Source organism: Fibrobacter succinogenes subsp. succinogenes S85, from assembly GCF_000146505.1.
GTDB classification, from domain to species: domain Bacteria; phylum Fibrobacterota; class Fibrobacteria; order Fibrobacterales; family Fibrobacteraceae; genus Fibrobacter; species Fibrobacter succinogenes.
Genome location: NC_017448.1, coordinates 620,950 through 635,625, shown reverse-complemented (window position 1 = coordinate 635,625; position 14,676 = coordinate 620,950). Strand labels below are relative to the sequence as shown.

The 14,676-nt window shown below is 47.0% G+C and carries 16 protein-coding genes; 1 reads left to right on the top strand and 15 read right to left on the bottom strand.

Annotation, left to right across the window (positions count from 1 at the left end; all coding sequences use genetic code 11):
* Window positions 1-43 precede the first annotated feature (43 nt).
* From FSU_RS02710 to FSU_RS02670, 9 genes are all read right to left on the bottom strand, one after another.
* Window positions 44-292: a sulfurtransferase TusA family protein gene (locus tag FSU_RS02710; RefSeq protein ID WP_012820007.1), complete on the bottom strand. Its 249-nt coding sequence runs from the start codon at window positions 290-292 to the stop codon at window positions 44-46.
* A 130-nt stretch (window positions 293-422) separates the two neighbouring features.
* The gene (locus FSU_RS02705) at window positions 423-1,652 is read right to left on the bottom strand and encodes an O-acetylhomoserine aminocarboxypropyltransferase/cysteine synthase family protein (protein WP_012820006.1); all 1,230 of its coding nucleotides are present in this window, start codon (window positions 1,650-1,652) and stop codon (window positions 423-425) included.
* A 206-nt stretch (window positions 1,653-1,858) separates the two neighbouring features.
* Complete coding sequence (locus FSU_RS02700) at window positions 1,859-2,884, bottom strand: sulfate ABC transporter substrate-binding protein (protein ID WP_012820005.1); 1,026 nt, start codon at window positions 2,882-2,884, stop codon at window positions 1,859-1,861.
* Window positions 2,885-2,970: 86 nt separating this feature from the next.
* On the bottom strand, window positions 2,971-3,567 hold the full coding sequence (locus FSU_RS02695; protein ID WP_014545248.1) for a LysE family translocator: 597 nt from the start codon (window positions 3,565-3,567) through the stop codon (window positions 2,971-2,973).
* 19 nt (window positions 3,568-3,586) lie between these two features.
* On the bottom strand, window positions 3,587-4,576 hold the full coding sequence (gene bioB / locus FSU_RS02690) for a biotin synthase BioB (protein ID WP_012820003.1): 990 nt from the start codon (window positions 4,574-4,576) through the stop codon (window positions 3,587-3,589).
* Window positions 4,577-4,695: 119 nt separating this feature from the next.
* Window positions 4,696-5,247, bottom strand: a complete 552-nt coding sequence (locus tag FSU_RS02685) for a DUF6803 family protein (protein WP_012820002.1) — start codon at window positions 5,245-5,247, stop codon at window positions 4,696-4,698.
* Window positions 5,248-5,370: 123 nt separating this feature from the next.
* Window positions 5,371-5,973 carry a dimethylsulfonioproprionate lyase family protein gene (locus FSU_RS02680; protein ID WP_012820001.1) on the bottom strand — a complete coding sequence of 201 codons (603 nt, stop codon included), beginning with the start codon at window positions 5,971-5,973 and terminating at the stop codon, window positions 5,371-5,373.
* Window positions 5,974-5,980: 7 nt separating this feature from the next.
* On the bottom strand, window positions 5,981-6,940 hold the full coding sequence (locus FSU_RS02675) for a class I SAM-dependent methyltransferase (RefSeq protein ID WP_012820000.1): 960 nt from the start codon (window positions 6,938-6,940) through the stop codon (window positions 5,981-5,983).
* Window positions 6,940-8,295 carry an O-acetylhomoserine aminocarboxypropyltransferase/cysteine synthase family protein gene (locus tag FSU_RS02670; RefSeq protein ID WP_012819999.1) on the bottom strand — a complete coding sequence of 452 codons (1,356 nt, stop codon included), beginning with the start codon at window positions 8,293-8,295 and terminating at the stop codon, window positions 6,940-6,942. Before FSU_RS02670 ends, FSU_RS02675 begins: the two co-directional genes overlap by 1 nt.
* Window positions 8,296-8,621: 326 nt before the next feature.
* Here FSU_RS02670 and FSU_RS02665 point away from each other — a divergent pair, with 326 nt between their 5' ends.
* A complete protein-coding gene (locus FSU_RS02665; protein WP_012819998.1) occupies window positions 8,622-9,185 on the top strand; it encodes a hydrolase in 564 nt (187 codons plus the stop codon).
* Between the two features lie 15 nt (window positions 9,186-9,200).
* On the opposite strand, the gene FSU_RS16715 is transcribed toward FSU_RS02665, so the two are convergent.
* From FSU_RS16715 to FSU_RS02635, 6 genes are all read right to left on the bottom strand, one after another.
* A complete protein-coding gene (locus FSU_RS16715) occupies window positions 9,201-9,476 on the bottom strand; it encodes a hypothetical protein (protein WP_012819997.1) in 276 nt (91 codons plus the stop codon).
* Window positions 9,477-9,624: 148 nt separating this feature from the next.
* Window positions 9,625-10,683, bottom strand: coding sequence for an ABC transporter ATP-binding protein (locus FSU_RS02655; protein ID WP_012819996.1), 1,059 nt, complete (start codon window positions 10,681-10,683; stop codon window positions 9,625-9,627).
* Window positions 10,684-10,694: 11 nt separating this feature from the next.
* Window positions 10,695-11,516, bottom strand: a complete 822-nt coding sequence (gene cysW / locus FSU_RS02650; protein ID WP_012819995.1) for a sulfate ABC transporter permease subunit CysW — start codon at window positions 11,514-11,516, stop codon at window positions 10,695-10,697.
* Entirely contained in the window at window positions 11,516-12,349 is an 834-nt protein-coding gene (gene cysT, locus FSU_RS02645; protein WP_012819994.1) for a sulfate ABC transporter permease subunit CysT, read from the bottom strand. The genes cysW and cysT overlap by 1 nt, the downstream gene beginning before the upstream one ends.
* 155 nt (window positions 12,350-12,504) lie before the next feature.
* Window positions 12,505-13,524 carry a sulfate ABC transporter substrate-binding protein gene (locus tag FSU_RS02640; protein ID WP_012819993.1) on the bottom strand — a complete coding sequence of 340 codons (1,020 nt, stop codon included), beginning with the start codon at window positions 13,522-13,524 and terminating at the stop codon, window positions 12,505-12,507.
* Between the two features lie 111 nt (window positions 13,525-13,635).
* Window positions 13,636-14,655 carry a hypothetical protein gene (locus FSU_RS02635; RefSeq protein WP_012819992.1) on the bottom strand — a complete coding sequence of 340 codons (1,020 nt, stop codon included), beginning with the start codon at window positions 14,653-14,655 and terminating at the stop codon, window positions 13,636-13,638.
* Window positions 14,656-14,676 lie beyond the last annotated feature (21 nt).

The window sequence follows — 14,676 nt, the reverse complement described above, 5'->3', positions numbered from 1 at the left end:
TTTCGCTGTCATCCCGGATTTATTCCGGGATCGCCTTTTGGGGTTAGTCCCCGACTTTTTTCACAAAGAGTGTAAAGGTTCCGTCCTGATTGTCGTTGAGCTTGAGGATTTCGTGACCTTCTTCCTTGAGGCTGCGCGGCACATTCTGCACCGGTTCGCCGTCGTTCAGGCGGATTGCGAGAATCTGACCTTCGTCAAGTTCTTCGATAGCGACTTTAGCCTTGACAAATGTAGTGGGGCATTTGACATCGGTGACGTCGACGGTATCGTCTACTTTAATTTCTTCTGACATTTTTTATCTCCGTACTTTAATTTTGATGCTAAATATAGAACGCGTTTTTTAACTTGTCCAATACTTAATTTTTATGCTGAGTTATTGAAATTTTCTATATGGTCGTTAGTTATTAGTCAATGGTTAATAGCTACGAAATCTGCTTTATAGCTTGTTCGAAATCTTCCTTGAGATCGGCAATATCTTCAATGCCTACGCTGATGCGGATGGAACCTTCGAACACGCCTGCGTTTTCTTTTTGCAGTTTGGTACTGTGCGTGAAAATCGTGCTATCCGGGTGGATGACGAGTGTGCGCAAGTCGCCAATGTTCGTGGCTATTGTAGCGTATTTCAAGTTGTTGATGAGCTTGAAAGCCTTTTCTTTGGAGCCTGCGTCAATCGAGATGATGGCGCCGCCCTTGCCGTTAAACTGCTTTTGAACGAGATCGTAATAGGGATTGCCCTTCAATGCGGGGTAGTTGACCTTGATGCCTTCGAAACCCTGCAAAAATTCAGCGAGCTGCAAAGCGTTATCGCAAAGGCGTTCCATGCGGAGCCCGAGAGTTTCAAGCCCGAGCGAGTTGAGGAATGCGGTAGCGGGTGCGAGACAACAACCAATGTTGCGCCAGACTCCGTTGCGGAGCTTTGCGAGGTACGCAAACTTGCTAAAGCGCTTGTATTCTTCCAAGCCCTTGTATTTGGTGTAATCCCACTTGAATTTTCCGCTATCGACGATGATGCCGCTGATGGCACTGCCGTTTCCATTGATGTACTTGGAAGAGGAATGGACAACGATATCTGCGCCAAAATCAAAAGGATGAACAAGGTAAGGAGTTGCCGTCGTGCTGTCGACAATCAGCGGGACGCCTGCTTCGTGTGCGACATCTGCAACGCTTTGAATATCAACGACATTGAGTTTCGGGTTGCCGATAAGTTCTGTAAAAACTGCCTTGGTCTTATCGCTCAATTGTGAACGAACGCTCTCAGCGGTAACTTCTGTGACGTAACGGGTTTTAATGCCGAATGCTTCCAAATCGTGGAACAAGTCGATCGTGCCGCCAAACAATGCCGTACTTGCAATAACTTCGTCGCCGGACTGCAAAATGTTCAAGAGCGACATCGTCACGGCAGCCATGCCCGACGAGCAGGCTATGGCGCCAATGCCCTTTTCAAGAGATGCAATGCGCCTTTCGAAAGAATCTGTCGTGGGGTTTCCAATGCGCGTATATGCAAAACCCGGAGCCCTATTGTTAAAAACAGCTTCGAGTTTCTCTGCGGATTCTTGCGAAAATGCACTGACTTGATAAATAGGGGTAAGCGTAGAGCCGGTACTTCGTTCACTTTCAAAATTATGATGCAATAAAGTCGTATTAAAATCCATTCAACATTCTCCGTACATAATCCTATAAATTTTGTGGGTAAATATAGAACGCAAATGTGTAATTGTCCAATACTAATTTTATATGGCTTTTAATAGGTATTTTCTATAGGAAAGAGGTTTTGGGTTGCTATAAAAAACTCGCTCAGCTATTGAACGAGGTGCTTCTATAACTAGGATTTTGTTACTTTATTTGCGCTTTGAAATGCTTAATTTTTCTCGTAAATCTGGTCGAAAATCCCATACTCGGAAAAGTGCGTCTTCTGTGCATTTTCCCAACCGCCAAAATGCTCAATCGTAATCAGATTGACATTCTGGTCAAATTCTTTGTACTCGTCAAGAATCGCCTTGTTTGTCGGACGGTAATGATGCCTTGCCGCAACATGCTGCGCTTCGTCAGAGTATAGATAATTCAGGTATTCCGTCGCAAGTTTGCGCGTGTTGCGTTTGTCTACAATCTTATCTACAATCGCGACAGAAGGCTCTGCCAAAACGCTCACACTCGGCATCACGATTTCGTAATCCTTGGGGTAGTCCTTGAGCGAAAGGAATGCCTCGTTTTCCCAAGAAAGCAGCACATCGCCCTTGCGTTCTTCTATGAATGTATTTGTTGAACCGCGTGCGCCCGAAGCGAGGTCAAGAACATTTTGATAAAGCTTCTTCATGAAACCTTTGACTTGCTCCTCATCTCCGTTGAACTGCTTTTCTGCATAAGCCCAAGCCGCAAGATAATTCCAGCGCGCACCGCCCGAAGTTTTGGGATCTGGCGTGATGATGCCGATGCCGTCCTTCACGAGATCGTTCCAGTCACTGATTTTCTTGGGATTCCCCTTGCGCACGAGAAACACAATCGTCGAAGTGTAAGGAGCGCTGTTGCGTGGAAATTCCTTGACCCAGCCGTTTTCAATAAGCCCTGCGTCACGGACAATGTTCACGTCGTATTCCAGCGCGAGCGTGACCACATCCGCTTCAAGCCCGTTCACCACCTCAAGCGCCTGCTTGCCCGAACCGCCATGAAACTGCGTAATTTTCACATCCTTGCCGGTAGCCTCTTTCCAATGCTTCATAAAAATATGATTGTAATTGGAATAGAACTCACGCGTCGGATCGTAAGACACATTGACAAGCGTGTTGTTCTCAACCTCGGGAGCCTTCTCCGAAGAGCAACCGAAAAAACAACCCGCGCCCGCCACCAGCGCCACTGCAAAAACTGTCTTGAAAAAATGCAGATTCATAGTGAAATTCCTTCTTATTGAGAATGATAGTAATATTTTATTCCCAATAATTTGTTACTTCAAAAAGAAAATGCTATATCAGACTACTATTTCACAATCCCAATGGCGCAATACAATAGCGAGAGTCCCATAAGTGTATAGAATATTCTGTGGTGCTTTTTGAAAAGCCCTTGCAGTAAAACGCCTGTGAAAAGCCACGCCAAATTGCAGATGGGGCCTGTAAGCGGCAATAGTATGCCGAACAGCAGCAGGTGCGGAAAATCTTGGTGGTAGGGGAGGATGTAGGTTGTGATTGCCGTGAGGCAGAACACCATGATTTTAACGTTCGTGAGTTGCACGAAAAGACCTGTGCTGAAGCTACCGGTTGTGCGGCTGTTGCGGATTTCTTCGAGTGGCTTGAACGCTTGAATTAAAAGGCTGATTGCCAAATATGCAATGTAAATTGCTCCGACGAAAGCAAATACCCGGATGAAATTTTCAAAAGCACTACTGATAAAATAAACTATAAAAACAGATACTAGCGAGACGATTGTGTATCCGGTGAAAAGTCCGTACCACTGCTTTATGGCGACGCTTTTCCCGCTCCCCATCGCTACTGAGAGTGAACAGAGGTTCGCGGGTCCCGGTGTAATTCCTGAGACGAATGCGTATAGTAAAAGAGAAAGTGCTACTTCTAATGACACTAAGCGACCTGTTCAGTGGTTATTCGTCTTTGCTTTCTATAGCCCACGTGAAGCCTGCGTTTTCGATTTGGCGGAATGTGGCTTCCAAGCTTTGACCGCCTTCGGTGAGGTAACCCGAAGCGAAAATGGAATCGGCGACTTTGAAGAGTTCCTTTTCGTGTCCTTTGAAATAGATTTCGCGACCGGCGGCGCAGCGGATGTCCGATTTCGGGAGCAACAAGCGGGCTAGGCAAAGAATTTTGATGCCGTATTCGAATGTGAGCCCGGAAATGTCGCGGTTGGCGAGGCGTGTGCCTTTGACCGGCAACAAAAAGTTTATGGGGACGGATTCTGGATGGATGGCGACCAAGTCAAAAAGCATATCGACCACGTCTTCTTTTGATTCGCCCATGCCAATGATTCCGCCACAGCATATTTCAAAGCCGATGCTCTGCAACATGCGAATGTTTTGGATGCGTCGCTCGTATGTGTGGGTGCTGCAAATTTCGGGGTAAAAACGGCGGCTCGTATTCAGGTTGTGGTTGATGCGGTCAAGGCCTGCCGCCTTTAAAATGCGGGCTTGGTGCTCGGTCAAGAATCCGATGGAACAACAAATGTGCGTCCCCGATTTCTTCATGTGCGCAATGCGTTCGGCGAGTTCTTCAATTTCTTTGTCTGTGAAACCCATGCCCGAAAGCCCGATGCAATGCCGAGACAGGTGAAATTCATCAACAAGATTATTATCGCCGTAGAGCTTGTCGTCCGAAACGCTTTTGTATTTTTCAATGGGCGCTTGGGAATCGCGAGATTGGGCGCAATAGGCGCAATTTTGAGTGCAGTTGCCGCTACGGACATTCGTCAAAAGCTGGATGTTGACACGGTTGCCTTTGTATTTCGTGCGTAATTTGAATGCTGCTTCAATTAGCAAGTCAAGTTGATTATCCGGAAAATTTAAAATTTGCAAACATTCTTCGCGGGTAAGGGTTTTGCTTTCGTCCCAATCTTTCGTCAAATAATCTGTAATTGTCATTCTTAAACTACCGTCATTGAACTTGTTGAATTTTGGTGACAAATATAAAAGCCAAGTTAATGCTTGGCTAATACAAAAAAGCTATGGCTTGTAGGGGCGTTATTCAAGAAATTGAATGCTCAATGGTGATAGTGGTGACCTTCGTGCATTGAATCCATGTGGTGTGCAGGGGGTTGAACCTCGGAAACTGCCTTCGCCTTGGGCTTGTAGCCTGCAATTCCCGGGTCAACCATCCCGAAGATCATGGCAATGTGAGAAAGCACGAGAAATGCGGCGAGTAGAAGAATAGCGTATGTCGTTTTTTTCTGCTCAACAACTTTGCGGAATAAAAGTTTCAAGTTCAAAAGTGCAAGCAATATCATCGGAATGCCCGCAAGGATATAAGAGAATATGGCTACGACGTCAATCCATGTTCTGAATTCACCAGCAGATGCTAGCGGTATAATGACGTTCGGAATGAAATAGATTATGATTCCAAAGAATGCGAACCCTGCAAGAATCCCCGCGGTGCGATTCACTTTGGAGAGTGTCGGGTGCGCATTTGGCGATTTGAGCAGGAACAATTCCGTGATGGCGATGGTCTCTGCGAGAATGACGGGGATTGCCATGAAGAGAATCAGGTTCCAGGGAGAATTCTGCATCAGCAGATCCATATAGTGAGTAGAGTACATGTTGTATCCTTTTTGTTATGGGTTTGACTTGTTCTCCATCTCGTAAAGCAATGTACAAAAAGAAATTATCAAAAGTGTTATTGAAAATTTTGATATCTAGCGCTAAGAAAAAGTGTAATTTTTTTACACATATTTTGAAAGCGTTTTGACGTCTTTACCGCTCCACGTGTAGAGCGCGAGCATGGGTTCGTGTTCGGTTTGCATGGAGTGAATGTGATTGGACGGGTGCAGTACAAATTCACCAGGACTGCGTACTTTTGAGATCCCGTCTAATGTCCAGATGGCGTGTCCGGACAAAATGACGTACAGTTCTGTGGCGGGGTGCAAGTGGGAGGGGTAAAAGGTGTTTTTGCCTAGGAGCGTAAAACCGAAACAAAAATGCTCGTCGTGATAGGGCGCTTCTGGACCGAGAATTTCTCCCCATCCCATTTGATCGGCCAAATCAGGCATGTCGGGGCGCGGCTCGTAATTGTATTTCCACGGCAAATAGGGGAGGGCGGGCTCCAAAGCTTTTAACAAATCCGCTGTTTCAGGGTTCCCGTGCTTGATGGCTTCTCCAATGTAGCGGATTAGCGGCGAGTCGCTTTTTTCAAATTTTCCAATTGGCTTTGGAATGTCTCGGACTGCAAAATTGGCGGCTTCGAGCCCGATTTTGTCGTCTATTTTGGCTCTCTTGAAAAGGAACTTTTGGGATTCTTCAATTAAATTTTGAATAACATTTTTCATGGAACCTCTATTTTAAACTTGATTTTAACACGGCGACGGTATGGCCGATGACTTCGCCTTTTTTGAACGCTTCGTATGCGGCGGTTGCGGTAAGCTTTACGGAATCGAGAGTTTTTTCAATTTCAAAAGCCCGTTTGCCGGAATCCTTGACAGAAATGTTTGCGAATGCTTTTTGCAAGTCTTCAGCGCGGTAGAATCTGAACGGGCCGAGGCCAGCTTTTTCTTGCGCGGCGTATCCCGAAATCACATCTTCCGGCTCGGCTTGGACTTTCCAGGAATACGTGAAAATTTCAGAACGGAGTCCGGCGAGTTCGCCAAGCTTGATGAACGCATTGAGCGGAACGCGCCCACCAAGCGTTGAATAGACGGCTCCGTTTTCGGCCAAGTAATCGCGTGCTTGCTTGAGTGCCAAGTAATGCAAGTCAAGCATTTGTTCATGCACAAATTCGGGAATAGCCTCTTCGCGTTTTTCCAAGTAATGCCCGCTATTGCGCTTGTCTTCAATTTTTGTATTGCTTGCAAGCGGCACGTTGGGGAGGTTCTCGTAAATCACGTCGTAATTTCGCTTGCCGTTTTGGAGCGGTTGCAAAAGGTCGCCGTTGCCGAATTCAAATTCGATTTTGGAGGTCTCTTTGATATTGCTTCGAACGTTCTGTGCAGCGGCGGCGACAACGCTTCTTTGCAAATCCGTGAAGCCTACGCGCTTTGCTCCCAAAAGCTCAATGCCGGTCAACACGTCAATGCCGGAGCCTGTGCCGATGGAAACGAATGAATCAATGTCGTGACCCAATTTTTCGCGAATCAGCTTGAAAGCGGGGGCTGCAATGTAGGCGACCCAGTCGCTTTTAATGTCTTCTGTTTTCGGCAGGTAGGCGTGATCGGCAACTTCAATAGAGAGGTAATCTTTGATGCGCTTTGTCGCACCATTTAATGCAAGGTATTTATTGACATCTACAACGATACTCATTACTTACCGCCTTTGGTGCTTGCTGCAATAGCTTGTTCAAAGTCAGCGATGATGTCGCGCGGGTCTTCGATGCCAACGGATACGCGAATCATATCTTCGGGGATGCCTGCGGCGAGTCTGTCTTTAGGCGAAAGCTGCGAATGTGTGCTTGTTGCCGGGTGCAAAACGCTTGTGCGGGCGTCGCCAACGTGAACGACGAGGGCGGCAACTTTCAATGCTTTGACGAAGGAGCGGATGGCAGCTCTGCCACCCTTGAGACCGAAGGTGAGCACACCGCTGCCGCCTTGGTAATCAAAGTATTTGCGGATGCGCTTAAAATATGGGCTAGATTTGAGTCCCGGATAGCTGACCCAATTCACGGCCGGATGCTTGGACAAAAATTCAGCCAATGCGAGTGCGTTGTTGCTGTGTTGCGGCATTCGCAAATGGAGCGTTTCAAGGCCCAAATTCAAAAGGAATGCGTTGAACGGGCTTAATGCGGCGCCATAATCGCGCAAGAATTGAGCGCGAGCCTTTGCGATAAATGCGGCACGTCCAAATTTTTGAGTATAGGAAGTGTTCGCATATTGTGCGTCCGGTTCCACGAGGTCCGGGAACTTACCGTTTTCCCAGTTGTAATTGCCACCGTCAATGACGACACCGCCGAGCGCGACGGCATGGCCGTCGATGTACTTTGTTGCGGAATGGATGACGACGTTTGCGCCGAGTTTTAAAGGCTTCACGAGGAATGGCGTTGCGAGTGTATTATCAACGAGGAACGGAACGTCAAATTCCTTGGCGAGCTTGGAAAACTTTTCAAAATCTAAAATGCCCAAGGCGGGATTGCCAATCGTTTCGCCGAAAATGAGCTTGGTGTTGGGGCGGAATGCTTTGCGGAGTTCTGCGATGGAATCTTCCGGGTCGATGAACGTCGTTTCAATGCCGAGCTTGGAAAGCCTTACGCTGAGCAATGTGTAGCTGCCGCCGTAAATGGTTTTGCTTGCAACAATGTGGTCGCCTGCTTTCACGAGGTTCGAAATCGCAAGGAGGACTGCGGCTTGCCCCGATGCGGTTGCAACTGCACCCACGCCGCCTTCGAGTTCCGTAATCTTGCTTTCAAATGCCGCTACGGTCGGGTTCCCTGTGCGGGTGTATTTGTTGCCTGATTGCTTGAGTGCAAAGAGGCGTTCCACTTCATCGACGTCTTCGTACTTGTAAGTCGTGGACTGGAAAATCGGGAGTACGCGTGGTTCGCCAATCTTGGGCTTCCATCCTGCCTGTAAACACTTTGTTGCAAAATTCCATTTGCTCGGATCAGTAACGTTAGCGGTATTCTTTGCAGATTCAATTTTCTTTTTTGATGTATTCTTTGTCATATTAAAAACTCCTCTTTCGCGCCAAAATATAGAACGCAACTATTACCTTGTCCAATACTAAATAAATATTGTAGGTTATAAGATTAATTTATTAGTATTGTTTAATGCTGGATTTTACTGGATCCTTCACGTTGTTCAGGATGACGAAAATCGTCTTCTACGTCATTCCGAACGTAGTGAGGAATCCAGTTATTTCTTGTCTATCAAAATAAGCAATTATCAGCAATTAGAAAAACTTATAACTCGTCGCATATTGCGTAGTGACGCGCAAAAATCCGTGGACGAATGCTGTCAATCATCCCCATAAAATTCTTATATTTCGAGCCATGGCATTATCAGCAAATATTACACGCGAAGGAGCGCTTGAACTCCTTAAGAAATACAATAAGGATCCGTTCCACCTTGAACATGGCGAAATCGTAGAAAATACGATGCGTTACTTTGCTCGTGAACTAGGTTACGGCGAAGACGAAGAATTCTGGGGAATTGTCGGTCTCTTGCACGACCTTGATTTTGAATTGTGGCCGGAACAGCATTGCATCAAGGAACGTGAATTGATGCAAGAGGCGGGTCTCTCCGAAGAGCTGATTCATGCGACGACGAGCCACGGCTGGAGTATAACAGTTGATGTCAAGCCAGAACATGAAATGGAAAAAGTGCTTTATGCCGTTGACGAACTCACGGGCTTGATTGGTGCGGTCGTTTTGATGCGCCCGTCCAAAAGCGTGCAGGATTTGGAACTGAAATCCGTCTTGAAAAAGTACAAGTCCCCGAAATTTGCGGCAGGCTGCTCTCGCGAAGTCATTGAACGCGGCGCAAATATCCTTGGCTGGGAATTAAATGACCTCATCTCCCGCACGATTGCTGCGCTGAAGACTTTCAGGCCGTGATTTTTACGCCGTGATTTAGGCGGCGGACTTTTTCTTGAAAAAATTCTTGAGCCTTTTTACGCCTTCAACGCCCAAAATGGAAAGCCCGCTGTACTGAAAAGTCTTGGCAAGTCCAAAAAGTACAACCCATAACACGCCCTTGGCTTCTGCTGAAATGGGGAGTGTCATTTGCGCAAATGACAATATGTAAAAGGGAATGCAGAGCAGTAAAACGATTATACCTGTTCTGAACGAGAAACTTTGTAATTTTTTTACAATTCTGTCTTTTGTTGACACCAAAAAATTCTTCATAGCTGATATTCCTGATGCCAAAAGATATTTCTTTTTTCTACATAATCAAGGGAATTTAAAAAAAAGCAGAAAAAAGTATGATTAAAAATGACAGAAAAACGCTCCGAAAAAATTCGGAGCGTCTTGTGTTTTTGGTTGTTTTGGATTGCTAAATGACGACGATTGGTTCGCGAATAGATTTGTTTTCGAGTAAGAACGCGTAGTTGCCTACGGTCACAAAGAGACGGTAAATGAATACATCGACTTTTTCGCCGACGGAAATACTAGGCTCGTCGAAAGAGCGGCGCGCGGTAAGAGTTTCTCCGTTGACGAGTACTGTGATTTCGATGCCACTCCCGCGGAATGCGACGTCTGTCACGACACCTTCTTCGGCAGAATTCTTGAATTTTTGAACTTCGTTTTTCTTGGTGACTTTGACAAATTCAGGGCGGACTATCGCTTGGTCAACATTCGGGATTGTGTCAAAGCTGTGGAACTTGTTGTAATCTTTAAAAATGCTTGGTTGTCCAAAGAACGAGGCTACAAAAGCGGTTTTGGGCTTGCTGTAAACTTCTAGTGGCTTGCCAATTTGATCGATGCGTCCTTTGTTTGTGATGATGATTTCGTCGGCGACTTCGATGGCTTCGTCCTGGTCGTGAGTCACGAAAATACTTGTGACACCGAGCTTTGCAATCATCTCCTTGAGCCAGTGGCGCAGTTCTTGGCGGACTTTCGCATCGATGGCGGCGAATGGCTCGTCAAGCAAAAGTAACTGTGGATTTGGCGCGAGTGCGCGTGCAAATGCGACACGTTGGCGCTGGCCGCCCGAAAGTTGGCTCGGGTAGCGGTTTTCGAGACCTTCAAGGCCGATGAGCTTTACCAGTTCGGCGACGCGTTCCTTGATTTCGTTTTCGGATTTCTTGAGCACGCGAAGGCCAAATGCAATGTTTTCGAAAACGGTCATGTAGCGGAACAGCGCATAACTTTGGAATACAAAGCCGATGCCGCGCTTGCTTGCTGGGACGTTGTTGATGACTTTCCCGTCGATGATTATTTCTCCGCTATCGGGATTTTCAAGTCCTGCGATCATGCGGAGTATGGTCGTCTTTCCGGAACCGCTCGGACCCAGGAGGCCGATGAGTTTGCCTTTTTCGATGCCGAAAGAAACGTTGTCTGAGGCCTTGAAATTGCCAAAATGCTTGTTGATGTTTTTTAATTCTACGTACATAAAAACTCCTATTATATTTTCTTTCGACCTCTGTATTCAATCGCGCTTCGTGCAATCAAAATGGCGATGGCTAGCATCACAAGAATTGACGAAACTGCAAAAGCGGGCACGTATTGGAATTCGTTGAAGAGAATTTCTACATGCAAGGGTAGGGTGTTCGTCTTTCCGCGCAAGTGCCCGGAGATGACCGAGACAGCGCCGAATTCACCCATGGCACGGGCGGCGCAGAGCACCACGCCGTACAGAAATGCCCACTTGATGTGCGGAAATGTAATCTTGCGGAAAATGGTCCAGCCTTTAGCGCCCATCAGCGCGGCGGCCTCTTCTTCATCGTTTCCGCGAGCTTCCAGAACGGGAATCAATTCACGCGAAATGAACGGAAATGTGACGAAAATCGTTGCAAGAACAATGCCAGGTACGGCAAAGACTATCTTGATGTCCCAACTTTGCAATAGCGGGTAAATGGGGCTTTGGCGTCCGAACGTGAGCAAGAAGATAAGGCCTGCGATAATCGGTGAAACCGTTACCGGCAAGTCTATCAATGTCGTAAGGATTTTTTTGCCTTTGAAATGGAACTTGGTGAGTGACCATGCTGCGCTCAAGCCGAAAACGGTGTTGATGATGACCGCAAGTAAAGTCGCTTCGAGGGTGAGCCAAATGGCTTTGATGGTGTAGTTGTCGCTAACAGCCTTTGCATAAATGTCAAATCCTTGCTTGAATGCTTCGGCGATAACTGTAATCAAGGGGAGTAAAAGCATGAGCACCACAAAGGCGATGCTTATGCCAATCAAGGACCATTTGACAATCTTTGAAGAAGTCGTTTCTTTGTACATTAAGCGCCTCCTTTCAGAATTTTGGTATTTCTTGTTTGTATTAAGTTCACGAGGAAAAGCGTTACAAACGAGGCTACGAGCATGACAAGCGCAATTGTCGTTGCACTCGCGTAATCGTATTCTTGCAGTTCTGACATGATAATTAGCGGTGCAATTTCTGTTTCGAATGGCTTGTTGCCTGCGATGAAAACGACGCTGCCATATTCACCGAGGCAACGCCCGAATGCAAGCCCGAATCCCGTCAATGCGGCAGGTACGATCTCTGGGAATATCACTTTCCAGAAAATGCGGCCCCGTGATGCGCCTAGCACGCCTGCGGCTTCTTCGTATGCAGGGTCCAGTTTCTCGAGTACGGGCTGCACTGCACGTACTACAAATGGAATGCCGATAAACACGAGCGCAACCGTAATGCCGATTTGCGTAAAGGCAATTTTGATGCCGAATTTTGCAAAGAATCCGCCCACAAGGCCTGTATCTGCTGTGAGTGCCGTGAGAGCGATGCCCGCCACAGCTGTCGGCAAGGCAAATGGAAGTTCGATCATTCCGTCAATCAATCGTTTGAGTGGAAATGTGTATTTTACAAGAACCCACGCAAGAATGATGCCCATTACTGCATTGATGAACGATGCGATAAATGCAGTTGTAAAACTCACACGAAAGCTAGAGAGCACTCGGTCGCGCGTAATGGTCTCTATAATTTCATCAAAACTCATTTGCGCCGTAAACACCACAAGCGATGCGAGCGGAATGAGCACGACAACGCCCAAAATGGCGAGCGTGATGCCTGTAGTAAGGCCGAAACCTGGTATAACACTTCTATTTGTTCTTTTCATAATTGGGCTCAAATATAGAACGCACTTTTCAGCTTGTCCAATATTTTATTTCTAGCGTCTGCTATTAATTTTTTTTATAATGGATAAAGTAATTGCCTGATTGTATGAAAAATCCTCGCCTGTTTGTGAGCGAGGACTGTTTCTATGGAGATAGATTACTTCTTTTCGTAAATCTGGTCGAAAATGCCACCGTTGGAGAAGTGCGTTTTTTGAGCCTTGTCCCAACCGCCGAAGTAGCTGATGTCAATCAGGTTCACGTTTTGGTCAAATTCCTTGTACTGGTCAAGAATGGCCTTGTTGGAAGGACGGTAGTGGTTCTTAGCTGCAATGTGCTGGCCTTCGTCGCTGTAGAGGAAGTTCAGGTATTCGGTGGCAAGTTCGCGGGTGCCGCGCTTGTCAACAACCTTGTCTACAATTGCGACAGACGGTTCTGCCAAGATGCTTACGCTAGGGATGACGATTTCGTAATCGTTGGGGTAGTCCTTGAGCGAGAGGAATGCTTCGTTTTCCCAAGCGAGCAAAACATCGCCCTGGCCGTTTTCGATGAATGTCGTCGTAGAGCCGCGAGCGCCAGAAGCGAGTACGAGCACGTTCTTGTAGAGCTTCTTCACGAATTCCTTGACCTTGGCTTCGTCGCCGTTGTACTGCTTTTCGGCCCATGCCCAAGCGGCGAGATAGTTCCAGCGTGCGCCGCCAGAAGTTTTCGGGTTCGGCGTGATGACTCCGATGCCGTCTTTGACGAGGTCGCCCCAGTCCTTGAGATTCTTCGGGTTACCCTTGCGAACGAGGAAGACGATGGTGGAGGTGTAAGGAGCGCTGTTCAGCGGAAATTCCTTGACCCAGCCATCTTCGATAAGGCCTGCATCGCGCACAGCGTTCACGTCGTATTCGAGGGCGAGCGTTACAACGTCTGCTTCGAGACCGTTGGCGACTTCCAAAGCCTGCTTGCCAGAACCGCCGTGGGACTGCGTGATTTCCACATCCTTGCCGGTCTTTTCCTTCCAGTGCTTAGCAAAGACCTGGTTGTAGTTGGCGTAGAGCTCACGCGTCGGGTCGTAAGACACGTTAGTAAGTGTTTGCTTTGTGCTTTCGGTCTTGCTGTCCGAAGAAGAGCAGGCGGTGAAAGCGATGGAGAGAAGAGCGATGGATGCTATAGTAATTTTTTTGAAATTCATGTTATGTACCTCTTTGTTTAAATGTTTTGTTTTTTTTTAGAAACGCCCTCAGCGGAATGGATCAAAGAAGCTGTTATGCTGCTCTGAGGGCGCTCGGGGATGTGCTAAGTTTTATTTGAGCGATGCAGTGAATCGTGCGGCAAGAGCAACGTCAGAAGCCTTCTTTTCACTATAGACGTTCACCTGGATTTTAGAATAATCGTTGATTTTCTTGATGAAGCTTACGGTCCATGCGATTCCATCGGCACCGGCCTGCAATTCGTCGCGATGGGAGACGTATTCAAGTTCTGCGTAAACATTGTTGAATATGCCTGCGGTTGGAATTTCTACACCGACGAAGAACGGAATATATTGTGTGTCTTGTGCATATTCTGGCTTGATGGCGTTAGCTGCCTTGAGGTTTTCTCCGTCACCAGTTGCGATGAGTGCGACTTCACCGTAGAGGCCGAAATTCTTCTGGAAGTAGTAGCTTGCGCGAGCTGCGGCGCGGTGGGTGAGTTGTGCCGTGTGCTGAATGACGTCAAGGGCGTTTACACGGTAAGCTGCGCTGACCTTGGCATCACCGAACTTGAGCGTTTCTTCGAAGCGGATGTAGCCCGTGTTGAACTTTGCATCGTATGTGCCGAGCAAGGCGTTAAATGTAGAAATGCCTTTTTCAAAGCCGAAAGCGAAAGCGTCGTGCTGGTAATCGCGGGCGAGGAATCCACGCTTGTTGAGGGCGACATCAACATAAGTACCGAAATTGCCGCCGACGCTCCAGTCGGTACGGAAACGACCGAATTGAACATTGAACTTGCCGTATTCGGTATCCCACTTGTAGTTGGCGTAGTAGGTATCGGCAGAAATCTTATCGTAGTTCTTGCCTTCAATCGTGTTACCGAAAGCCGGGCTGAAAATGCGCAAGTTAATTACGGCGCTGAGATTTTCAGAGTTGTACTTTGCACCGATATTTGCACGCAAGAAGGAATTATCGAGCGTGTTGTCGGCATCGTTGTCGTAAAGTGATTTGATTGCCTGTGCTTGAACATTTCCTGTCAGCTTAAATGTGCTTTCGTTAGCAGATTCTGCAGCAGAGCAAATGGATGATACCAGTGCTGTTGTAATCAAAATCTTGGATATTGTCTGGTTCATTCGTAACTCCTTGTTATTGTT

Bases quoted from the DNA above. Each gene is read 5' to 3' on its own strand.
- FSU_RS02710 (WP_012820007.1), bottom strand. From the start codon at position 292: ATGTCAGAAGAAATTAAAGTAGACGATACCGTCGACGTCACCGATGTC.
- FSU_RS02705 (WP_012820006.1), bottom strand. From the start codon at position 1,652: ATGGATTTTAATACGACTTTATTGCATCATAATTTTGAAAGTGAACGA.
- FSU_RS02700 (WP_012820005.1), bottom strand. From the start codon at position 2,884: ATGAATCTGCATTTTTTCAAGACAGTTTTTGCAGTGGCGCTGGTGGCG.
- bioB (WP_012820003.1), bottom strand. From the start codon at position 4,576: ATGACAATTACAGATTATTTGACGAAAGATTGGGACGAAAGCAAAACC.
- FSU_RS02685 (WP_012820002.1), bottom strand. From the start codon at position 5,247: ATGTACTCTACTCACTATATGGATCTGCTGATGCAGAATTCTCCCTGG.
- FSU_RS02680 (WP_012820001.1), bottom strand. From the start codon at position 5,973: ATGAAAAATGTTATTCAAAATTTAATTGAAGAATCCCAAAAGTTCCTT.
- FSU_RS02675 (WP_012820000.1), bottom strand. From the start codon at position 6,940: ATGAGTATCGTTGTAGATGTCAATAAATACCTTGCATTAAATGGTGCG.
- FSU_RS02670 (WP_012819999.1), bottom strand. From the start codon at position 8,295: ATGACAAAGAATACATCAAAAAAGAAAATTGAATCTGCAAAGAATACC.
- FSU_RS02665 (WP_012819998.1), top strand. From the start codon at position 8,622: ATGGCATTATCAGCAAATATTACACGCGAAGGAGCGCTTGAACTCCTT.
- FSU_RS16715 (WP_012819997.1), bottom strand. From the start codon at position 9,476: ATGAAGAATTTTTTGGTGTCAACAAAAGACAGAATTGTAAAAAAATTA.
- FSU_RS02655 (WP_012819996.1), bottom strand. From the start codon at position 10,683: ATGTACGTAGAATTAAAAAACATCAACAAGCATTTTGGCAATTTCAAG.
- cysW (WP_012819995.1), bottom strand. From the start codon at position 11,516: ATGTACAAAGAAACGACTTCTTCAAAGATTGTCAAATGGTCCTTGATT.
- cysT (WP_012819994.1), bottom strand. From the start codon at position 12,349: ATGAAAAGAACAAATAGAAGTGTTATACCAGGTTTCGGCCTTACTACA.
- FSU_RS02640 (WP_012819993.1), bottom strand. From the start codon at position 13,524: ATGAATTTCAAAAAAATTACTATAGCATCCATCGCTCTTCTCTCCATC.
- FSU_RS02635 (WP_012819992.1), bottom strand. From the start codon at position 14,655: ATGAACCAGACAATATCCAAGATTTTGATTACAACAGCACTGGTATCA.